This is a genomic window from Paracoccus denitrificans, assembly GCF_900100045.1.
Lineage (GTDB): Bacteria > Pseudomonadota > Alphaproteobacteria > Rhodobacterales > Rhodobacteraceae > Paracoccus > Paracoccus denitrificans.
Window position 1 is genome coordinate 245,415 of sequence record NZ_FNEA01000001.1, and the last position, 20,330, is coordinate 265,744.

18 protein-coding genes are annotated in these 20,330 nt (G+C 66.3%); 8 read left to right on the forward strand and 10 right to left on the reverse strand.

Annotated elements, in window-relative coordinates:
* Nucleotides 1–5: 5 nt before the first annotated feature.
* The gene (locus BLT64_RS01180; RefSeq protein WP_041530707.1) at nucleotides 6–1,547 is read right to left on the reverse strand and encodes a UxaA family hydrolase; all 1,542 of its coding nucleotides are present in this window, start codon (nucleotides 1,545–1,547) and stop codon (nucleotides 6–8) included.
* Between the two features lie 191 nt (nucleotides 1,548–1,738).
* Between BLT64_RS01180 and BLT64_RS01185 the strand changes: the two genes are divergently transcribed.
* The 8 genes from BLT64_RS01185 to BLT64_RS01220 all read left to right on the forward strand — a co-directional run bounded on the left by BLT64_RS01185 (nucleotide 1,739) and on the right by BLT64_RS01220 (nucleotide 9,246).
* Nucleotides 1,739–2,419: an amino acid ABC transporter permease gene (locus BLT64_RS01185; protein WP_011750890.1), complete on the forward strand. Its 681-nt coding sequence runs from the start codon at nucleotides 1,739–1,741 to the stop codon at nucleotides 2,417–2,419.
* Nucleotides 2,420–2,430: 11 nt separating this feature from the next.
* Nucleotides 2,431–3,075: an amino acid ABC transporter permease gene (locus BLT64_RS01190; RefSeq protein ID WP_011750889.1), complete on the forward strand. Its 645-nt coding sequence runs from the start codon at nucleotides 2,431–2,433 to the stop codon at nucleotides 3,073–3,075.
* A gap of 72 nt (nucleotides 3,076–3,147) precedes the next feature.
* Nucleotides 3,148–3,867: an amino acid ABC transporter ATP-binding protein gene (locus tag BLT64_RS01195; protein ID WP_217633908.1), complete on the forward strand. Its 720-nt coding sequence runs from the start codon at nucleotides 3,148–3,150 to the stop codon at nucleotides 3,865–3,867.
* A gap of 27 nt (nucleotides 3,868–3,894) precedes the next feature.
* Nucleotides 3,895–4,704: a transporter substrate-binding domain-containing protein gene (locus tag BLT64_RS01200; RefSeq protein ID WP_011750887.1), complete on the forward strand. Its 810-nt coding sequence runs from the start codon at nucleotides 3,895–3,897 to the stop codon at nucleotides 4,702–4,704.
* 72 nt (nucleotides 4,705–4,776) lie between these two features.
* Nucleotides 4,777–5,709, forward strand: coding sequence for a dihydrodipicolinate synthase family protein (locus BLT64_RS01205; RefSeq protein ID WP_011750886.1), 933 nt, complete (start codon nucleotides 4,777–4,779; stop codon nucleotides 5,707–5,709).
* A 1-nt stretch (nucleotide 5,710) separates the two neighbouring features.
* The gene (locus BLT64_RS01210; RefSeq protein ID WP_011750885.1) at nucleotides 5,711–7,285 is read left to right on the forward strand and encodes an aldehyde dehydrogenase (NADP(+)); all 1,575 of its coding nucleotides are present in this window, start codon (nucleotides 5,711–5,713) and stop codon (nucleotides 7,283–7,285) included.
* Entirely contained in the window at nucleotides 7,282–8,088 is an 807-nt protein-coding gene (locus BLT64_RS01215) for a shikimate dehydrogenase family protein (protein ID WP_011750884.1), read from the forward strand. The genes BLT64_RS01210 and BLT64_RS01215 overlap by 4 nt, the downstream gene beginning before the upstream one ends.
* Before the next feature lie 21 nt (nucleotides 8,089–8,109).
* Entirely contained in the window at nucleotides 8,110–9,246 is a 1,137-nt protein-coding gene (locus BLT64_RS01220; protein ID WP_011750883.1) for a fumarylacetoacetate hydrolase family protein, read from the forward strand.
* 238 nt (nucleotides 9,247–9,484) lie between these two features.
* Here BLT64_RS01220 and BLT64_RS01225 read toward each other — a convergent pair whose 3' ends face one another.
* From BLT64_RS01225 to aphA, 9 genes are all read right to left on the reverse strand, one after another.
* Entirely contained in the window at nucleotides 9,485–10,153 is a 669-nt protein-coding gene (locus BLT64_RS01225) for a pyridoxine/pyridoxamine 5'-phosphate oxidase (RefSeq protein WP_011750882.1), read from the reverse strand.
* Nucleotides 10,154–10,711: a histidine phosphatase family protein gene (locus BLT64_RS01230; protein WP_011750881.1), complete on the reverse strand. Its 558-nt coding sequence runs from the start codon at nucleotides 10,709–10,711 to the stop codon at nucleotides 10,154–10,156.
* 3 nt (nucleotides 10,712–10,714) lie between these two features.
* Complete coding sequence (locus tag BLT64_RS01235; protein WP_011750880.1) at nucleotides 10,715–11,758, reverse strand: ABC transporter ATP-binding protein; 1,044 nt, start codon at nucleotides 11,756–11,758, stop codon at nucleotides 10,715–10,717.
* 12 nt (nucleotides 11,759–11,770) lie between these two features.
* On the reverse strand, nucleotides 11,771–13,501 hold the full coding sequence (locus BLT64_RS01240) for an ABC transporter permease (protein ID WP_011750879.1): 1,731 nt from the start codon (nucleotides 13,499–13,501) through the stop codon (nucleotides 11,771–11,773).
* A gap of 76 nt (nucleotides 13,502–13,577) precedes the next feature.
* Nucleotides 13,578–14,900: an ABC transporter substrate-binding protein gene (locus tag BLT64_RS01245; RefSeq protein ID WP_011750878.1), complete on the reverse strand. Its 1,323-nt coding sequence runs from the start codon at nucleotides 14,898–14,900 to the stop codon at nucleotides 13,578–13,580.
* 165 nt (nucleotides 14,901–15,065) lie between these two features.
* Nucleotides 15,066–16,337, reverse strand: coding sequence for a sigma-54-dependent transcriptional regulator (locus BLT64_RS01250; protein ID WP_011750877.1), 1,272 nt, complete (start codon nucleotides 16,335–16,337; stop codon nucleotides 15,066–15,068).
* Between the two features lies 1 nt (nucleotide 16,338).
* The gene (locus BLT64_RS01255) at nucleotides 16,339–18,291 is read right to left on the reverse strand and encodes an ATP-binding protein (RefSeq protein ID WP_011750876.1); all 1,953 of its coding nucleotides are present in this window, start codon (nucleotides 18,289–18,291) and stop codon (nucleotides 16,339–16,341) included.
* Nucleotides 18,288–19,475: an ABC transporter substrate-binding protein gene (locus BLT64_RS01260; protein ID WP_011750875.1), complete on the reverse strand. Its 1,188-nt coding sequence runs from the start codon at nucleotides 19,473–19,475 to the stop codon at nucleotides 18,288–18,290. Before BLT64_RS01260 ends, BLT64_RS01255 begins: the two co-directional genes overlap by 4 nt.
* A 160-nt stretch (nucleotides 19,476–19,635) precedes the next feature.
* Nucleotides 19,636–20,322 (reverse strand): acid phosphatase AphA, encoded by a 687-nt coding sequence (gene aphA, locus BLT64_RS01265; protein ID WP_011750874.1) that lies wholly within the window; start codon nucleotides 20,320–20,322, stop codon nucleotides 19,636–19,638.
* Between the last annotated feature and the right edge of the window lie 8 nt (nucleotides 20,323–20,330).

The window sequence follows — 20,330 nt, forward strand, 5'->3', positions numbered from 1 at the left end:
ACTGGTCAGGTTACGGCTCCGATCTGCCATGGCACGAATTCATTGTCCCCAAACCCGTAATCCTCGCTCAGTGTATGCTCACCAGAGGCGACCGCGAGGATCTTCTCGAAAATACGCTTGCCCGCCGCTTCGATCGTATCGGTGCCCTGAACGATGTCGCCGCAGTTTATATCCATGTCGTCGCTCATGTGTTCATACATTTGCGAGTTGGTTGCAACCTTGATGCAGGGCGCCGGCTTGAAACCCGAGACCGAGCCGCGCCCGGTCGTGAAGACGATCACGTTGCAGCCCCCCGCAACCTGCCCGGTGACCGCCACCGGATCGTAACCGGGCGTATCCATGAAGACGAAGCCGGTCTTGTCGATGATCTCGGCATATTCATACACCGCCTCCAGCGGCATCGAGCCACCCTTGGCCACCGCGCCGAGCGACTTTTCCAGAATCGTGGTCAGGCCGCCCAACTTGTTTCCATGCGAAGGGTTGTTGTTCAATTCGGCCCCGTTGCGCTGCGTGTATTCGCGCCACCATGCGATGCGGTCCATCAGCTTCTGCGCCACCTCGGGGGTGGCGGCGCGGCGGGTCAGCAGGTGTTCGGCGCCATAGATCTCGGGCGTTTCGCTGAGGACGGCGGTGCCGCCGTGCTGCACGATCAGGTCGGCGGCATGGCCAAGCGCCGGGTTGGCGGAAATGCCGGAATAGCCGTCCGACCCCCCGCATTGCAGCGCGACCTTCAGCCCGGCCAAGGGCTGGGCGCTCCGCTGCACGGCATTCGCCTGGGGCAGCATCTCGCGGATGATATCGCAGGCAATCTCGACCGTCTTGCGTGTGCCGCCCAGATTCTGGATCGTCATCGTTCGCAGATGCGGCCCTTCCTCAAGGCCGAATTTCGCCACGATAGGGTCGATCTGGTTCGTCTCGCAACCCAGGCCGATGAACAGGATACCGGCGAAATTCGGGTTGCGCGCATAGCCCGCCAGGACGCGCTGAAGGTAAAGATAGCCCTCGCTCCGCATGTTGATGGCGCAGCCTGTGCCGTGGGTCAGGGCGACGACGCCGTCCACATTGGCATAGCCGTCCAGCCCGCCGCCCCTGTTGAAATGGTCGGCGATGGCGCGCGCCACCGTCGCTGAGCAGTTCACCGAGGTGACGATGCCGATGAAGTTGCGGGTGCCGACCTGTCCATCGGGGCGAACATAGCCCTGGAAGCTGCGGCGCTGGTCTTCGGGCAGCAGCGGTGTGGTGCGTGCGTCCTGGGCGAAATGATGCGTCACATGGCTTTCCTGCATGGCCAGATTGTGCAGGTGGACATGGTCGCCCGGCGCGATGGCCACTGTCGCGACACCGATGACCTGCCCGTATTTCAGCACCGGCTCGCCCGGAGCAACCGCGCGCAGGGCAATCTTGTGACCGCTGGGAACATCCGCCCGCGCAGTCACCATCCCGCCATCCGTTGTCATGTCCGTGCCCTTGGCTATCGCCTTGCGCGCAACGCCAACATTGTCCGTCGGGTTGAGCAGGATCACCGGAGAGATTGCTTCCGCTTTCATGGTGGATTCCAAAATGATTATTGCGTGCATAAATCAATCATGTTATGCCCCCTCAAGTCAACTGGCTGCTGACCAAAAATTGGCCATGGGGAGGAGACCCGGACCGATGCGCAACTCATCCATTTGCAACGCCGTGGAATCGCTTGATTTCCATGCTGCGGGCGGCCGCGCCGCGCCAAGGGCGGGCCGCCATGTATGAATTCGATTTCTCGTTTCTGAACGACTACATGCCGGACCTGATCCATGGGATCTGGCTGACCATCGGCATGACGGTCGCCTCGATCCTGCCGGGCTTCGTGCTGGGCACGGCGGTCGCTGTGGCCCGGCTGCGCGGCCGCCCCTGGGTCAAGCGCATCGCCACGGTCTATGTCGAGGCGATCCGAAACACACCCCTGATCATTCAGGTGTTCTGGCTGTTCTTTGGCCTTGCCGCGCTTCAGGTCCATATCGGCCCCTTCGCCGCCGCCGTCATCGCGCTGGTCATCAATGTCGGCGCCTATACCGCCGAGATCATGCGCGCCGGCTTTCAAAGCATCCCGCGCGGCCAGCTTGAAGCGGCCGATTGCCTTGCGCTGAGCCCGTTCCAGTCGCTGATCCAGATCGAGGTGCCGCAAGCGGTCGAGCGGGTCTATCCGGCGCTGGTCAGCCAGTTCGTGCTGATGATGCTGGCGACCTCGATCATGTCGCAGATCTCGGCCGAGGAACTGACGGGTGTCGCCTACATGATCCAGTCGTTCACGTTCCGCGGCTTCGAGGTCTATCTGGTCATCGCCGTGTTCTATCTCGGCCTCGCCTCGGCCCTGCGCTTCGTCCTCATGGGTCTTGCCGAAGTGTCCTTTCCGCGCCGTCGCCGGCTGCGCACCCCGCTGTAAAGGTCGAAACCATGCTGGGACTTACCATCCAACAGATCGCCTATATCTTTCAGGGTGCAGGCTGGACCATCATCCTGTCGCTTCTGGGTTTCGTCGGCGGCACCGTGCTGGGCCTGCCGATCGCGCTGGCCCGATCCTCGAACAGCAAGGCCCTGCGGGTCGCCTCGTCGCTTCTGGTGCAGTTCATCCAGGGCGTGCCGCTGCCGGTGATCATGTTCGTCGTCTATTTCGGCATCAGCATCGGCGGCTTCGAGGTTCCGGCGCTGGTCGCGGCCGGCCTGGCCATGACGCTTTATTCCGGCGCCTATCTGGGTGAGATCTGGAAAGGCTGCATCCAGGCCGTGCCGAAGACCCAGTGGGAGGCCGCCGAGTGCCTGGCCCTGACCCCTGCGCAGCGCTTCGTCTACGTCGTCCTGCCGCAAGCGCTGCGCATCGCCATCCCGCCGACGGTGGGGTTCATGGTGCAGATCGTCAAGAACACCTCTTACGCGGTGGTCATCAACTTCTTCGACCTGACCTATTCGGCCAAGGTCATCAACAACTCGACCTTCATGCCCTTTACGGTCTTCACCCTCGCTGCCGCGATCTACTTTGCCATCTGCTTCCCGATGTCGGTGCTGGCGCAGCGCTATGAACGCAAACTGCACCGGAGCTAGACGATGAACGAAGCCGCCATCCCGCGCATTCAAAGCAAGGATTCCCCCGCCATGTCAGGCTCCAGCCAACCGATGGTCCGCTTCCACAACCTGCGCAAAAGCTATGGCGCGGTCGAGGTGCTGAAAGGGATCGACCTCGAAGTCTCGTCGGGGCAGGTGGTCGCGCTGATCGGCCGCTCCGGCTCGGGCAAAAGCACCGCGCTGCGTTGCGTGAACGGGCTTGAACGGTTTCAGGCGGGCGAGTTGCACGTCTGCGGTTACGACCTGTCCGCCAAGGATCTCAACCTGCGCAACCTGCGCCAGGACGTGGGCATCGTGTTCCAGAGCTACAACCTGTTCCCGCATCTGACGGTCGAACAGAACGTGACGCTGGCCCCGCGCAAGGTGAAGGGCGTGGGCCACACCGAGGCGCGCGAGCTTGCGAAAGAGGTGCTGGCGCAGGTCGGCCTGTCCGACAAGGTGGACGCCTATCCCGAACAGCTTTCTGGCGGCCAGCAACAGCGCGTCGCCATCGCCCGCTCGCTGGCGATGAAGCCCAAGCTGATGCTGTTCGACGAGGTGACATCGGCACTGGACCCGGAACTGACCGGCGAAGTGCTGCGCACCATCGAGCGGCTGGCCGCCGATGGCATGACGATGATGCTGGTGACGCATGAAATGGCCTTTGCGCGCTCGGTCGCCGATCAGGTGGTCTTCATGCATCAGGGCCGCGTCTGGGAAGCCGGGCCGGGCGACATGCTGCTGGATCCGCAAACGGTCGAGCTGCGTCAGTTCGTCGGCAGCGGGCTCTAGGAAAACCAATCCAACGGAGGAGAAACGATGATGAATTTCAGAAAGGCCGCCACGGCCGCCGGCCTTGTGCTGGGTATTGTCACGGGGCTGGTCGGTCCCGCCGCCGCGGATGTGCCCGCTGCGATCAAGGAACGCGGCAAGGTGCTGATCGCCATCGACGTCAGCCATCCGCCCTACGGGATGCTGGATTCGCAGGCCAGGGAGACCGGCTCGGACGTCGAGACCGCGAAGCTTCTGGCCGAGGACATGGGCGTCGCGCTGGAAATCGTCCCAGTTTCAGGTGCGAACCGCGTGCCTTCGCTGCTCAGCCGCAAGGTGGACATGGTGATCGCATCCTTTTCGATCACCGAGGAGCGCAAGAAGGTCATCGACTATTCCCGCCCCTATGGCGTGATTCCGGTCGTGATCTCGGCGCCCCAGGACATGGGCATCGCCGCCCCTGCCGATCTGGCCGGTCAGGCCCTTGCCGTTGCACGCGGCACCACCGCCGACATCGAGTTGAGCCGCATCGTCAAGGAAAGCGGCGTGAACGCGAGGATCGTCCGCTACGAGGACGAGGCGACCACCAACACCGCCGTCGCCACCGGCCAGCAGAAGATCCTTGCCGCCGCCCTGTCCACCGCCAACGAGGTGTCCGAGCAGAACCCCGGCCTGAACCTGGAGGTCAAGCTGGACATGGCCGCCTATCCGATGGCCGTCGGCCTGCGCAAAGGTGACGACGAGCTCAAGGCGTGGGTCGACGAATGGGTCGGCCAGAACCTGGAAAACGGCAAGCTGAACGCGATCTACGAGAAGTATTTCCACCAGCCCCTGCCCGACGTCATCCCCGAAAGCTGAGATCGCCTGCCGTTGCCGGGCCCGACCAGGCCCGGCAACCCGCCACATCACTCAAGTAGACAGGAATTCCCCATGACCACCGACCGTCCCGCATCCTACAAGGGCCTGTTCCCGGTTGCGCCGACTCCGTTTCACGACAATGGCGATATCGATCTCGAAGGCCAGCGCCGTGTCCTTGATTGCATGATCGATCAGGGGGTCGATGGCATCTGCCTGCTTGCCAACTATTCCGAACAGTTCCTGCTGACCGACGAGGAACGCCGCATCCTGACCGAGGACAGCCTGTCCCATGTCGCAGGCCGCGTGCCGGTCATGGTGACATGCAGCCATTTCAGCACCCGCATCGCCGCCGAACGCGCCGCCCATGCCCGCGAGCACGGCGCGGCCCTGCTGATGATGATGCCCCCCTATCACGGCGCGGGTGTCCTGCGCGTCGACGAGCAGGCGATCTACGACCATTTCGCGCAGGTGCAGGACGCCGCGCAGATCCCGATCATGGTGCAGGACGCGCCGCTCAGCGGGGTGCATCTGTCCGTTCCCTTCCTGGTCCGGCTGGCGACCGAACTGCCGCTGGTGCGCTATTTCAAGATCGAGGTGCCCGGCACCGCCGCCAAGCTGCGCGCCCTGATCGCCGCCGGCGGCGACGTCATCGAAGGCCCCTTCGACGGCGAAGAGGCGATCACCCTGATGGCCGACCTGGACGCGGGGGCCACGGGCGTCATGTCCAGCGCGCTGCTGCCCGACCTGATCCGCCCGGTGATCGCGCATCACGCCGCAGGGGATCGCGACAAGGCTGCCGCCGCCTATCAGCGCATCCTGCCGCTGATCAACTATGAAAACCGCCAATGCGGGTTGCGCGCCGCCAAGATCGTGATGGCCGAGGGCGGCGTGATCGGCTCGGACGCCGTGCGCCACCCGCTTGAGCCCGTGCATCCGGCCACGCGCGAGGGGCTGCTGGAACTGGCCCGCGAAGTGCAGCCGCTGGCGCTGAACTGGGGGAAATAGAATGACATCGACCCTGACCGGCGCGCTGTTCATCGGCGCGACCCGCCGCCCCGGCACCCATGGCCAGATCCTCGCCATCGAGGCCGCGACCGGCGCGCGCATCCAGCCGGCCTTCGGCGGCGCCTCGCCCGCCGACCTGGACGACGCCTGCGCACTGGCCGCTGCCGCCTTCGATCCGTTCCGCGCCCTGCCGCTGGAACGGCGCGCGCAGTTTCTGGAGGCCGTGGCGCAGAACATCCTCGACCTTGGCGATGAACTGGTCGAACGCGCCATGCAGGAAACCGGCCTGCCCCGCCCCCGGATCGAGGGCGAGCGCGGCCGCACCGTCGGCCAGTTGCGCCTGTTCGCAGGCGTGGTGCGCGATGGCGGCTTTCTGGATTTGCGCATCGACCCGGCCCTGCCCGACCGCCAGCCATTGCCGCGTCCCGACCTGCGGCTGCGCAATGTTCCGGTCGGGCCGGTCGCGGTCTTCGGCGCCTCGAACTTTCCGCTGGCCTTCTCGGTCGCAGGCGGCGACACGGCATCGGCCTTCGCGGCCGGCTGCCCGGTGGTGGTAAAGGCCCATTCGGCCCATCCCGGCACCTCGGAACTGGTCGCCCGCGCGGTGGCAAAGGCGGTTGCCGATTACGGCCTGCCGGAAGGCGTCTTCTCGATGATCTTCGCCGAGGATCGCGCCGTCGCGCAGGCGCTTGTCGCCGATCCACGCATCAAGGCGGTGGGCTTTACCGGCTCTCGCACCGCGGGCACCGCCTTCATGAAGATCGCCGCCGCACGGCCCGAGCCGATCCCGGTCTATGCCGAAATGAGCAGCATCAACCCCGTCCTGCTGCTGCCCGCCGCGCTGGCCGCGCGGGGTGCGCAGATCGGCACCGCCTTTGCCGCTTCGCTGACGATGGGCGCCGGGCAGTTCTGCACCAATCCCGGCCTGATCCTTGTCATCGAGGGCGAGGGGCTGGACGATTTCCTTGCCGCAGCAACCCGGGCGATCACCAAGGCCGCCCCCGCGACCATGCTGACGCCGGGCATCCTTGCCGCCTATACGCGTGGCGTTGCGGCACTGTCCGGGCATGACGCGGTGGAAACCGTCGCCGCCGGCGCGGCCACCGACCTGAAGGCCAGCCCGGCGCTTTTCGTCACCGACGCCGCCCGCTTCCTCGCCCGCCCCGAATTGCATGAGGAGGTCTTCGGTGCTGCTTCGCTGGTCGTGCGCTGCCCCGACCTTGCCGCGATGACGGCGGTGATCGAGGCGCTGGAGGGACAGTTGACCGCCGCGCTGCACATGGACGAGGCCGACCACGACACCGCGCGCGGTCTGCTGCCGCTGCTGGAGCGCAAGGTCGGGCGGATCCTGGTCAACGGTTTCGGCACCGGCGTCGAGGTCGCCCATGCGATGGTGCATGGCGGGCCGTTCCCCGCGACGGCGGACGGGCGCTCGACCTCGGTCGGCAGCCTTGCCATCGCCCGCTTCCTGCGTCCGGTCTGTTACCAGGATCTGCCGCGAGCACTGTTGCCGCCGGAACTGCAAGGCGACGGCGCGGGGCTGCCTCGTCGTCTGGATGGGAGACCGACCCTGTGAGCGCGCGCGATCTGACCGAAATCACCGGCAAGACCCGGGTTCTGGGCATCCTTGCCGACCCTATCGGCCATGTGAAGGCTCCGCCCGGCATCAACGCCATCGCCATCCGGCGCGGCCGCGATGCGGTGATGGTGCCGTTGCAGGTCGCACCCGAGGATCTGGCCCAATTCGCCGATGCGTTGCGAAAGCTGAAAAGCTATGACGGCGGCATCGTGACGGTGCCGCACAAGGGGGCCATGGCCGGCATCTGCGACGAGATCACGCCGCGCGCCCGGATGATGGGCGCGGTGAACGTGATCCGGCGCGAGGACGACGGACGGCTGGTCGGCGACATGCTGGACGGGGCGGGCTTCATCGCCGGGCTGGAATCGCAGGGCATCACCGTCGCGAACCGGCGCGTTTATCTGGTCGGCGCCGGCGGCGCGGCCAGCGCCATCGCCTTTGCCATGGCCGAGGCGGGCGTGGCACATCTGACGCTGGCCAATCGCACCACCGCCAAGGCGCAAGAGCTTTGCGACCGCATCCGCGCCGCCTTTCCCGAATCCTCGGTCGCGGTCGGCGACGCCAACCCCTCGGGACATGACATCGTCGTCAACGGCACCTCGCTGGGGATGCGGCCGGGCGACGCGATCCCGCTGGATGTCGCGGGACTGGCCCCCGGCATGGTCGTGGCCGAGGTCATCATGGAGCCGGAGATCACCCCGCTTCTGGCCGAGGCACAGGCGCGCGGCTGCCGCATCCACCTGGGCAAGCCCATGCTGGAGCAGCAGCTTGAACTGATGGCCAGCTTCTTCAAGCTGTAAGCCGCCAAGGAAAGGCAAAGCATGATCGACGATCCTTCCGGCCTGTGGCTCGGCCGCGTCTGGCTGCCTCAGGCGGCCGGCCCCGCCGTGGTCACATTGCGAAACGGCAACCTGGTCGAGGTAACCGCCCCCGGCGCCGCCACCGTCTCGGATATCTGCGAGATGGACGACCCTGCCGGCTGGCTGCGCGCCGCCCCCGGCAGGGTTCTGGGCCGGCTTGACGACATCGCGGCGGCACCCATAGGCGACACGTCGCGCATCCACCTGCTGGCGCCCTGCGATTTGCAGGTGATCAAGGCCTGCGGCGTGACCTTCGCACAATCCATGGTCGAGCGCGTGATCGAGGAAAAGGCCGGCGGCGACCCCGCTCGCGCCCAGGCGATCCGCGACCGCATCACCGCCATCATCGGGGAATCGCTGCGCGACATCCGCGCCGGCTCGCCCGAGGCGGCGGCCGTCAAGCAAGCCCTGATCGGCGAGGGCATGTGGTCGCAATATCTTGAGGTCGGCATCGGCCCCGACGCCGAAGTCTTCACCAAGGCCCCGGTCCTCAGTTCCGTGGGCGCCGGGGCCCAGATCGGCCTGCATCCCATCAGCAACTGGAACAACCCCGAACCGGAGGTGGTGCTGGCGGTGTCCTCTCGCGGGCACATTGTCGGCGCGTCGCTTGGCAATGACGTGAACTTGCGCGACGTCGAAGGACGTTCGGCGCTGCTTCTGGGCAAGGCCAAGGACAACAATGCAAGCTGTGCCATCGGCCCGATGATCCGGCTGTTCGATGGAAGGTTCTCGCTGGACGATGTGCGTCGGGCGAAACTGGCGCTGACCGTCGAGGGCGAGGACGGCTATGTTCTGCATGGGCGTTCATCCATGGCGCAGATCAGCCGCGACCCCGCGGATCTCGTCGCCCAGACCATCGGCGCCCATCACCAGTATCCCGACGGGCTCATGCTGTTTCTTGGCACGCTTTTCGCTCCGACCGAGGATCGCGATATCAAGGGCGAGGGTTTCACCCACAAGCCGGGCGACCGCGTGACGATCTCGTCTCCCGGGCTTGGCACGCTGACGAATACCGTGCGATCGTCGACGGAATGCCCACCCTGGCGCTTCGGTCTGCGTGATCTGATGCGCAATCTGTCCAGCCGGGGTCTGCTGTAGCTGCCAAACGGATGCCGCGCCTGTCATCGGTGCGAACGCTCCGGCTACCCTCAAAGCATGTGGGAGAGATGACCGGAGGCGGACAGGCAGATCGCAGCACCGAAAATCGTTGCTCCGACTGCCGGCGTCCCCCACGGCACCCCATTCCCACTTTTCCAAGGTGGGCGGTTGGGCGCACCGCGATTCACACCTCCAGGAATCAATTGCAGGAAACCCATGCGGCGCCGTCTTTCACGCGTCAGGGCCAGAGCAGTTCCTTGTCCCAATTTGCATCCGCCTCGTTCCGTCGAAAAACCAGCCGGTTGTGCTGCCTGTCGGTCGCGCCCTGCCAGAACTCGACCACCTCGGGCATGACCGCATAGGCCCGCCAAGCTTGCGCCATCCTATCGGGTGCGGCGGCGATGCGGGCCTTCGCATCGGCGATGGCAGACACGACCTCGGACGCGGCGTCCAGCGGCGCGCTCTGCCGTTCCAATAACACATTGGCACGCGCATCGACCGAACGGGCCAGGAAATCCTGTGCGCATTCTGCGGCGTCCAGTGCCACCGCCCTGCCCCGGATGCGCACCTGACGGCCCAGGTTCTGCCAGTAGAAGGTCAGGGCGACGGCGGGATTGGCCTCGATCTGGCGGCCCTTGGGGCTGGCGGCGCTGATGGCGAAATGCCAGCCACGATCATCGACGTTCTTCAGGATCAGCATGCGCGCGTCGGGATGGCCCTCGGCATCGACGGTGGACAGCGTCATGGCATGAGGCTCGGCGATCCCGGCCGCGATGGCCTCGTCCAGCCAGTCGAGGAACAGCGCCTGCGGACTGTCGCCCACTGCGCTGAAATCGACGGGATCGAACGGGCCTTCCAGCGCCTTCAAGTCACGCAGTCGTTGCCGGGTCGTGCCGGATGATGTCATCTATCCCTCCTGAACCTGCCTGTCCGCGGTCAAGGTCAGCCTGACCAGTTCGCCATTGCCAGGCGCCTGCCGCGGCATCCCCTCGCCTCCGTCGAGCATCAGCCGCAAGCCGCCCAGCCATGCGCCATGCCCGAAGGCCAGCACCGGCCCCCGCGCGGCCAGGATACGCTGGCGCACCCGCATGATCCGGGCGGTGAAATCGGCGAATGTCTCGCCCAGGGGCAGGGTATGCGGCGCACTTTGCCATGCGCCGGGATGGGCGGCCTCCAGATCGGCCCATGTGCGGCCCTCCCAGTCGCCGAAGGCGATCTCGGCCAGATCGGGGTCGGGTTCCGCCGTCGCGAACCCATGCAACTCCGCCGTGCGGCGCGCGCGTCCCAACGGAGAGGTCAGGACCAGCGCGAAGTCCCGCCCCGCCAGCGCCTGCCGGTTGGCGGCCAGCACCGTCATGTCCTGCGCGCCAAGCGGATCATCCAGCGCAATGTCGCGCTGGCCCTGCAAGCGGCCTTGGGCATTCCACGGCGTGCGGAAATGACGGATGAACCAGAACTCGGCCATGTCTCAATCCGCCAGCAGGGGGGCGCTCTGGCTGTCGATGGACAGGGACACGGTTGCGCCTTCGTCGTAAGGCGGCTGGCCGGAAGAATGCAGCGTATCGACGATGATCTGGCCGTCCGGGGTCTCGACCAGATAGCGGATCTGGCTGCCCAGGAACTCGCGATGCGCCACCCTGCCCGCAATCTCGCCGCCCGAGCCGCTGATGCGGATGTTCTGCGGGCGCAGCACGATGCGGTTCGCATCCCCTAGCGGAGCGGCCACGGGCAGGCGCTGGCCCGCCGCGGTCACGAAATCCGGCCCCTGCATGGCGCCTTTCAGGATGTTCGCGGTGCCAAGGAACCCCGCGACGAAGGCATTCGCCGGCTGGTCGTAAAGCTGCTGCGGGGTGCCGATCTGCTGGATCACGCCCTTGTCCAGCACTGCCATCCGGTCCGAGGTGGTGTTGGCTTCTTCCTGGTCATGGGTGACGAAGATCGTCGTCAGGCCCAGCTTGCGCTGCAAGGCCAACAATTCGCGCCGCATCTGGACCCGCAGCGCGGCGTCCAGATTCGACAGCGGCTCGTCCAGCAACAGCACCTGCGGCTCGATGGCGATGGTGCGCGCCAAGGCGACCCGCTGCTGCTGGCCGCCCGAAAGCTGCGCGGGCATCCGGTCGGCCAGGTGCAAAAGGCCCACGGTTTCCAGCGCGCGCTCGACCCTGGGGCCGATCTCGCGGGCGGGCATCCGGCGTTCCTCAAGCCCGAAGGCCACGTTGCGGCGCACCGACATATGCGGCCACAGCGCATAGGACTGGAACACCATGCCCACGTTGCGCTTCCACGGCGGCAGCTTCGCGATGTCGCGATCCCCGATCAGGATGCGCCCGCGCGGTGTCGGCCCGAACCCCGCAATCGCGCGCAGCAGCGTCGATTTGCCCGAGCCCGAGGGGCCGAGGAAGGCGAAGAACTCGCCCGGCTCGATGACCATGTCGATGCCTTCCAGCACCTTGGTGTCGCCGAACGACAGGTGCAGATCCTCGATGCGGATGCCGGCTTTGGTCTGTGTCATCTCTTCCGTCTCCTAGTGCTGCTGGCCGGTCATGGTCTGGCGGGCGCGTTCGCGCTCGATGATGCGTTGCGACAGGTAAGTGCCAAGCGCCACGATCACCACGGCAAGGATGCCAAGCGCGGCGCCGGGGCCGCGTCCGGCGGGCGATTGCATGTAAAGATAGATGCCATAGGCCAGGGGCGCGTCCGAGGACCGCCCGACCAGCATGATCGTGGCCGACAACTCGACCGCCGCGGTGGCGAAGCTGGTGACGAAGCCGGCAAGGATGCCGCCCGTCATCAGCGGCACCACGATGCGCCGGATGGTGCTGGCGCGGGATGCGCCGAGGCTTTCGGCGGCTTCCTCCAGCGACAGCGAGACCTGTTGCAGCGCCGCCATGCAGGCGCGCAGGGCGTAAGGCAGCCGCCGCACCGCCAGCGCCACGATGATGATGCCCCAGAAGCTGGACATCTGGCCCAGGCCGAAGGGAAGCTGGATGCCGTGGAACATGCGCAGATAGCCGATGCCCAGCACCACCCCCGGCACGGCCAGCGCGGCGGTCGCCATGTAGTCCAGCCATTTGCGCCCCGCCACCTTGGTGCGGATCACGATATAGGCGATGGCGGTGCCCAGCACGACGTCGATCAGCGCCGCCGATCCGGCATAGACGATCGTATTCCAGACATATTGCGAGGACTGGGTGAAGATCGTGCCGAAATGCTGCACGGTGAACCCGTCGGGCAACGGCGAAAACGACCAGATCGTGCCGAAGGCCAGCAGCAGCAACCCGATATGCGGCGACAGCACCATGGCGAGGATCAGCACGATCACGCCCCAGGCCAGCCATTTCTCGCTCGGCTTCAGGTCACGGCGCGACAGGCCCCCGCCGCCCTTCTGCACGGTCGCGTAATCCTTGCCGCGCATGAACAGGAAGGACGCCCAGAGCGAAAAGACCGAGAACGCCACCAGGATGAACGAGATCACATAGCCCATCGGGTCGTTGATCCCGACCCCGGTGATGCGCAGGTAAGCCTGCGGGGCCAGCATGTTGTTGACGTTCAGCAAAAGCGGCGTGCCCAGGTCGTCGAAGACCTTGATGAAGACCAGCGCCGCCCCGGCCAGATAGCCCGGCATCGCCAGCGGAAAGACGATGCGCCGGAACATCCGCACCCCGTGCGAGCCGAGGTTCTGCGCCGCCTCCTCCATCGAGCGGTCGATATTGCGCAGGCTGGCCGACAGGTTGATCAGGATGAAGGGGAAATAATGGATCGACTGGACCAGGATGACGCCGTTCAACCCCTCCATGAACGGAATGCGGAAGCCGAAATACTGGTTCAGAAGCAGGTTGATCGAGCCGTTGCGCCCGAACAGCAGCGACATGGCGACCGCGCCGACAAAGGGCGGCATGATCAGCGGGATGATCCCCAGCGCCTGGATCGCCGCCGTTCCCGCGAAGTTGAAACGCGTGGTGATATAGGCCAGGGGCAGCGCGATCAGCGTCGCCACCACCACCGACATCGCCGAGACGTAGAACGAGTTCACGAAGCTTTCGCGAAACAGCGTCGTGCTGAAGAAATCCTGAAAGTTCTGCAGCGTGAAGGCACCCGTGCGGGCGTCCAGAAACGCCACATAGATCACCTGCGCCACCGGCAGGATCAGGAAGGCCATCAGGAAGATCGCGATCAGGATGCCCGCGACGGCGGCACCCGACAGGCGGGGAAACAGCGTGAACCCGCGCGAAGCGGTCTGGGATGTGTCGGGCATGGTGTCCTCGGGGCGTCAGAGGGGCGTGACGGATACCCGCGCCACCAGGGGCGGCGCGGGATCGGACTTCCTGCGGTCAGTTCAACGCGGCGGCCTGGTCGGCCAGCTCCTTCGCCTTGCGGTAATTCTCGACCGCGAAGCTGTCCCAGGACTGTTCGACCTCGGCCTGACGGCCGACGACCTCGGTATCGGGCTCCGCACGCGAGATGGTGAAGACCTGCGTGAAGGACGGGTCCAGCGATTGCTCCTCGGTGATCGGCATGGCCTCGACCAATGCGCGGGCCTCGGCGATCAGGGCGGCGGCTTCCTCGTTGCCGGTCTCGGCATGGGCGGCCTCGGCCTTCTGCACGGCAGCGACGGCAGCGCGCAGGTCATCCAGCCGATAGGTCACCAGCACGTCGAACAGCGAGTTCACCAGATTGTAGCGCACCCCCGACTTGTCCACGTCGAATTCGATCGCACCGGGCGCGAATTCTTCCGAGAACGGGTTGGGAAATCCCTCGGGCGCGTTGGCATAGGCTTCAGGATTGACCGGCAGGCGCATGATCGCGGGGTTCAGCAGCACCTGCTGGCCCTCGGGCGACAGCAGGAACTCGACGAATTGCCTGGCGCCCTCCTGGTTGGGGGCATTCTCGATGATGCCGATATTGGCGGGAACGATGGCGGTCACGCTGGGATAGACCAGTTCGACCGGAAAGCCCGACGCCTTGGACGCCAGGCCGAAGAAGTCGATCACGATGCCGAAGCCCGTCGCGCCCGAATTCACCGCATCGGGCACGCCGAAGCTGCGCTCGGTCACGGTGTTCATGTTGCCCGAGATCCACTTCCACGTCGCCCAGCCCTGGTCCCAACCCTCGCCTTGCAGCACGGTCTCGACCGTCAGGTGGGTGGTGCCGGAACGCGAGGGCGAAGACATCGCCACATGGCCGTTATATTCGGCGCGCTTCAAGTCCTCCCATTCCTGCGCGACGGGCAGGTCGTTGGCCTGAACATAGCGGGTATTATACATGATCCCGTAACCCGAGGCGGCAAAGCCGAAATAGGTGCCGTCGGGATCGTGGACCGGATAGCCGCCGATGGCGTCGGGGATGCCCTCGAACTGCACGTCGACCTTGGCCAGCAGCCCTTCCTCCTTCAGCACCTCGAACGCGTCGGGGGCCGAGGCCCACATCAGGTCGATGGTGTTGGCGCCGCGGGTCTCTTGCAGATGCGAGACGGCGGCGTTGGTGTTGCGGCTGACCACCTCCAGCGTCGTGCCGGGATATGCCGTCTCGAAGGCGGCCTTGAACGGGTCGGTCAGGTCGCGCGGGAACGAGGTCACCACCGTCACCGTATCGGCGAAGGCGGCAGCCGAGGTCATCATCAGCGCGGCGGCGCTGAGCGTAAGCATTCTGTTCATGTTTCTCCTCCCAGAGGCGTCAGGTGGGCCGGGACAGGCCGGCATTCCATTGGCGCGCGACAACTGTGCATGACGCCGGAATGCCTTGCAAGTATTTGTTTTAATTAATTATTATGGGTCATTTTCGACACGCGCGATGGGTCGTTCCTGACCCATGCGGGTGGCTCACAGCATGTCGAGATGGCGCAGCCGCAGGTAAAGCCGCTTGCGCGGGATGCCCAGAAGTGCGGCGGCCTCGGCCTTGCGCCCGCCGGTCTGGATCAGCGCGGATCGCAGCAGGCGGGCCTCGAAGCCCTCCATCGCGGCGTCATAGCCCATGCCGGCCGTCTCGCCCCCGGGCCCCGGCGTCGGAAAGTCGGTATCCAACCCGATCACCAGCCGCTCGGCCAGGTTGCGGGCCTCGCGGACATTGCCTGGCCAGTCGTGATAAGCGATCCGGCGGCGCAGGACGCTGTCGATATGGGGTTTCGGCAGATCGTGGCGGGCGGCGGCCTCGGCAGCGAAATGGGTGACCAGCAAGGCAGCGTCATCCTCGCGTTCGCGCAAAGAAGGCAGAGGCAGCGTGGCGTTGAAGCGATGAAACAGGTCGGCGCGCAGCCGCCCTTCCGCCGTCAGGACGTCGGGCGGGCGCTTGACGCTGCCGAGGATACGCAGATCGACCGGACGGGGGGCTGCGCCAAGCGGGGTGATCTCGCGCGATTCGACCACGCGCAGCAGGCGGACCTGAAGCCCGTCAGGCATGGATTCAAGCTCGTCCAGATAAAGCGTCCCGCCTTCGGCCCGCGCGATCAGGCCGGGCGCATCGCTGGTGCCGAACAGTTCCCGGTCCACCTCGGGCTCCGACAGCGCGCCGCAGTTGATGGCGACGAAAGGCCCCTCGCCACGCGGGGACAGGTCGTGCAGGATGCGGGCCACCAGTTCCTTGCCGGTGCCGGTCTCGCCCGCGATCAGCAGATCGAGTTGCAGGCCCGCCAGCGCGCGCAGCCTCTGGCGCAAGTCCTGCATGGCGGCGGATCGCCCGATCAGGCGGTCCTCGATCCGTATCTGGCGCAGGCGGGCGTTTTCCAGATGCAGGTCGCGCATCGCCTGCGCCCGCTTCAGCACATCCAGCATCAGTTCCGGCGCGCAGGGCTTTTCCAGAAAGTCATGCGCCCCGCCCCGCATGGCGCGGATCGCGGCGGGCACGTCGCCATGGGCGGTGATCAGGACGAAGGGCACATCCGGCGCGACCCCGCGCGCGCGATCCAGAAAATCCAACCCCGAAAGCCCCGGCATCCGCAGGTCCGACAGGATCACGCCCGGAAAATCAGGCCGCAGCACGTCCAGCGCGGGCGCGGCGGCGTCGAAGGCATGGACCCGGAAACCGGCCAGTTCCAGCGTCTCGGCAGTCGCCTGCCGCAGGTCGGCATCGTCCTCGACCAGCATCACCTCGGGCATGTCATCCCTCCTCCTGCCAGCGGTTCAGGCGCAGCCGGACCTCGGCGCCGCCTTCGGCGTGCTGCTCGATTTCCAGATGCCCGCCCATGTCCTGCATGACGTTGAACGCGATGGAAAGGCCAAGGCCAAGCCCCTTGCCCGGCTCCTTGGTGGTCACGAAAGGATCGGTCAGCGTCTGCCCGCTCTGGCCCTCCAAGCCCACGCCATTGTCGCGAACGACCAGCAGGACGGGGTCGCGTGCCTGCAACTCGATACGGATCAAGCCCGGCTCGGAAGCATTCTCGCGCGCCCCGATCGCATCCAGCGCATTGCCCAGGATGTTCAGCAGCACCTGCTCCAGCAGGATCTCGTCCCCTGCGACCGCCAGCCCGGCCAGATCGGCACAGTCCACGCGCACGCCCTCGGCCCGCAGGCGGTGGTCCAGCAGGTCCAGCGCGGCCTGCACCGGCTCGGCCAGCATCACCCGCGCATTGCGATGGGCCGAGCGGCGCGCGATACGGCGCAGATGGCCGATGGTGCGGGTGATGCGCTCCAGCAGCGCCTCGATCCGCGCGATGGCCGGGCGGGCATCGGGATGAGCCGCGCCAAGGTTGTGCAGGCGGTGGCCGATGGCGGCCAGCGGCTGGTTGATCTCATGGCTGATCGCGGCGGACATCTGGCCAAGCGCCGCCATCTTGCCCGCCTGCACCAGTTCGCGCTGCGTCATCTCCAGCCGTTCCAGCGCCTGCTGGCGGGCCTGGACCGAGGCGCGGAAGACCTCGACCGCGCGGGCCATCTCGGCGATCTCGTCGCCTTGGGGGCGGGGCATGCCGGAATCGCTGCCTGCGATGCGGGTCAGGTCGGTGGAAAGCGCCTCGATCCGCAGCAGGATGCGGTTGTGGACAAAGACCGCCAGGATCATGGCCGTCGCCGCCGCACCCAGCAGCGTCACCAGCCCCAGCCAGACCGAACCGCGCAGGATCGCCGTTGCGGCGGCATCGGCGCGGCGCTGCGCCCCGATCCGCTCGGTCCGGCCCAGATCAGTCAAAAGCGCCTGCATCCTGGCCAGGGCGGCCTGTGCGGTCTGCAATTCGGACACGGCGGCGCGGTGCAACTCCAGCCGCTGCTGTTGCTGGACAAAGATGCTGTCCGACCCCGAGGCCAGCGCCTTCAGCCGATCCAGTGCCTGCGTCAGCAGCGTCACATCGACACGCTGCGGCAGGTTCAGTTGCGCCAGCGCCAGCCGGTCCAGCGTATCGCGGCCAAGCATGCCGGTCTGTTCCAGCGCGTCCAGGCTGTCGGCCGAGCGCGCCTGCAACAGAAGCGCGGTCAGCGTCGCTGCCTCGGAGCCGATCTGCTGCACCCGGTCGCGCAGCAGCCAGTCCTGCGACAGCGCCTGCTCAGCCCCGGCCCGCGCATCCGGGTCGGTGTTCACGACCAGCGCCGCCAGTTGCGTATCCATGTTGAAGGACAGGTCGCTGAGGATCCCCTGCACCTGATCCTGCACATCGGCGTGGATCCAGCGCAGGTCGGCCCCGGTCCGGGCATCAAGCCGCGCGCGCCGGGTCAGGTCGGCGCTGAGCCTGCCGAACCCCGTCAGCGCGCGGCGCAGGGCGCGCTCGGCCACCTCGATCCCGGCGCGGGTCTCGGCGCGTTCGGGCGCTGCCAGCCAGAGGGGCGAAGCCAGCACCCCCTCGACCCCTTGCGAGGCGCTGTCGATGGCGCGGCGCGTCCCCTCGGCAGGCATGGCGGGGTCGGCGACCATCTGCATCGCCAGCGCGGCCAGTTCGCCCGTCGCCTCGGCCAGTTCGCCCGCCAGCGCGACGGCGGGGATGCGGTCCTGCGCCAATGCGCGAAAGTCGCGCTCGGCCCGCAGCATCACCACCATGCCGACCGCCAGCACCCCAGCCGCGATGATCACGACCAGCACCAGCGCCGCCATCAGCCGCCCCCGGATCGAGCCGCGGCGGATCATGGCTGCTCCAATGCGCGGATCAGCGCCTCGGCATCGCGCAGGATCGTGTGCGAGCGCTCCGACCACTCCAAAAGCGTCTCGCGATCCGTCGGGACCGAGCGCGCCTGATGTTCGGTCAGCGGCATCCATGTCAGCAGCCGGCGAATGCGGGCGCGTTCCGTCGGGGGCGCATCGTCCAGCGCCCGCAGACGCCGCCACAGATCGCGGCGCAGCAGCAGGTCGCGGGCAACGAAGGCCTCGAACAACTGCTTGACCTGCCAGTAGCGGCGCGCGGCCAGTTCGGGATCGTAGCGCGACCAGCTGAAATTCAGCGCCGCCCGGATCGCCGGGTCCAGCGATTCCGACAGCTCGGCGCGGATCTCGGGATCGACCGGAATGCGCCGGATGTCGGGGCGCAGCAGGATACGCTGCCCCTCGGACGAAAGGACGAAATCGATGAACACCTTCGCCGCCTCGGGCTGGGTGCCGCCCTGCAAGGCGGCGATCCGTGCGGGGATGAGGATGACCGGCCGGCCGTAGCGAAAGACCAGCCCGTCGCGGGCCAGGGCCAGGAAGTCGATGGTCAGGCCGATGGCGAAATCGCCACGTTCGACGCCCTCCAGCACGCCGAAGCTGCGCGCCGAGATGGTATTCAACTGCCCCGCCAGCTCCAGAATCCACGCCCAGCCCGCCTGCCAGCCGCGATCCTGCAAGATCGTCTCCAGCAGCGAATGCATCGTGCCGGATCGCATCGGATGCGACATGGCGATGCCTTGGGTGAAGGCGGGGTCAAGCAGGTCGTTCCAGTCCTGCGGCACCGGCCCGTCGCGCGGCGCGCGCCAGGTCCATCCGACGGCGGACCAGGCGAAATCCGCATAAGGCCCATCGCCCAGATCGGCCAGACGCCCGGCCTTGTCCAGCACCACGAAAGCCTCGGGCGCCGAAGCCCAGAACAGGTCGAACCCGCGATCATTGCCGGCCAGCACCTCGTCGACGGCGGCATGGGTGTTCTTGTTCAGGACACGGATGCGGATATCGGGGCGGCTGCGCCCAAAGGACTCCAGCATCGGATCGACCACGTCGGCCTGGTAGGAGGTGATGATCCGCAACTCCTCGGCGGAAACGGGCGCCGCAAGCAGGACCATCGCCCATAGCAGGGCGGCCAGCCTGTATGTTCGGACCCTGGTCTGATTTGGCCGGCGCATGCTTCCTCCCCGATGCGGAACTGTTGCATCCTCGGCATCGGTGAGGCAACCAGCCGAGGTGGGAAACGCCTGGGCATCCCCAAAGCACACCTCATGCGCGGCCTTTCAAAGCTTTCCCCTGCCTCTGTTCCATTGGCGCTTTCGTCGGCGATCCTGGCGGCTACTGGGTCGAATTGACGATGACCTCTTCGCCGAAACTGCCGTTGCGCGGGTCGGGCTTGTAGCTGGAGTTTTGCGCCCGCATGACGCGGATAGGCCGGATCCCCGCCTCAAGCGCCGCACGCATGTCGCTGTCGGCGTCGCCGTAATAGATCTTCAGCCCGTGATCCTTCAGGAACTGCACCTTGTTTTCCGACGAGGCGGTAAAGACCACGTCATGCATCTTTTCAAGGTCGAAGGTCTTTTGCAGCGTCGCGGTCAGGGTTTCCTCGCCGCTGCCCTTGGTCCGGCCGGTGATGAAATAGATGTCGTCGCCGCGCGCCACATGCATGTCCAGCAATTCGCGCGCAACCTCTTTCGGCATCGAATACTGGTCGCAGTTGTTGGTGTGGATGTCGGTCCAGAACTCGTCCATCTTGAGGTAATCCTCGGAACCGGGCGAATACCTGTTCTTGCCGTAATAGAAGCAGGGCGTGGAGAACAGCACCGTATCGTCCACGTCGAAGCCCACGGCCATCGGCGGCTGTCCCTCAAGGCTGGCCGCGATCTGCGGGACCGAGACCCAATGCACCGGCGCGGTCGCCAGCAGCTCCGAGGTGGTGACCCCGGGATTGAGGTTCGAGGCGTCATCTGCCAGCGCGGGCCAGGCGGCAAGCAGCAGCGCGATCATGGTCAGTCGTTTCGACATGGGCGGTC

Bases quoted from the DNA above. Each gene is read 5' to 3' on its own strand.
- BLT64_RS01210 (WP_011750885.1), top strand. From the start codon at position 5,711: ATGACATCGACCCTGACCGGCGCGCTGTTCATCGGCGCGACCCGCCGC.
- aphA (WP_011750874.1), bottom strand. From the start codon at position 20,322: ATGTCGAAACGACTGACCATGATCGCGCTGCTGCTTGCCGCCTGGCCC.
- BLT64_RS01225 (WP_011750882.1), bottom strand. From the start codon at position 10,153: ATGACATCATCCGGCACGACCCGGCAACGACTGCGTGACTTGAAGGCG.
- BLT64_RS01205 (WP_011750886.1), top strand. From the start codon at position 4,777: ATGACCACCGACCGTCCCGCATCCTACAAGGGCCTGTTCCCGGTTGCG.
- BLT64_RS01230 (WP_011750881.1), bottom strand. From the start codon at position 10,711: ATGGCCGAGTTCTGGTTCATCCGTCATTTCCGCACGCCGTGGAATGCC.
- BLT64_RS01250 (WP_011750877.1), bottom strand. From the start codon at position 16,337: ATGCCCGAGGTGATGCTGGTCGAGGACGATGCCGACCTGCGGCAGGCG.
- BLT64_RS01220 (WP_011750883.1), top strand. From the start codon at position 8,110: ATGATCGACGATCCTTCCGGCCTGTGGCTCGGCCGCGTCTGGCTGCCT.
- BLT64_RS01185 (WP_011750890.1), top strand. From the start codon at position 1,739: ATGTATGAATTCGATTTCTCGTTTCTGAACGACTACATGCCGGACCTG.
- BLT64_RS01260 (WP_011750875.1), bottom strand. From the start codon at position 19,475: ATGCGCCGGCCAAATCAGACCAGGGTCCGAACATACAGGCTGGCCGCC.
- BLT64_RS01255 (WP_011750876.1), bottom strand. From the start codon at position 18,291: ATGATCCGCCGCGGCTCGATCCGGGGGCGGCTGATGGCGGCGCTGGTG.
- BLT64_RS01240 (WP_011750879.1), bottom strand. From the start codon at position 13,501: ATGCCCGACACATCCCAGACCGCTTCGCGCGGGTTCACGCTGTTTCCC.
- BLT64_RS01190 (WP_011750889.1), top strand. From the start codon at position 2,431: ATGCTGGGACTTACCATCCAACAGATCGCCTATATCTTTCAGGGTGCA.
- BLT64_RS01245 (WP_011750878.1), bottom strand. From the start codon at position 14,900: ATGAACAGAATGCTTACGCTCAGCGCCGCCGCGCTGATGATGACCTCG.
- BLT64_RS01235 (WP_011750880.1), bottom strand. From the start codon at position 11,758: ATGACACAGACCAAAGCCGGCATCCGCATCGAGGATCTGCACCTGTCG.
- BLT64_RS01195 (WP_217633908.1), top strand. From the start codon at position 3,148: ATGGTCCGCTTCCACAACCTGCGCAAAAGCTATGGCGCGGTCGAGGTG.
- BLT64_RS01180 (WP_041530707.1), bottom strand. From the start codon at position 1,547: ATGAAAGCGGAAGCAATCTCTCCGGTGATCCTGCTCAACCCGACGGAC.
- BLT64_RS01200 (WP_011750887.1), top strand. From the start codon at position 3,895: ATGATGAATTTCAGAAAGGCCGCCACGGCCGCCGGCCTTGTGCTGGGT.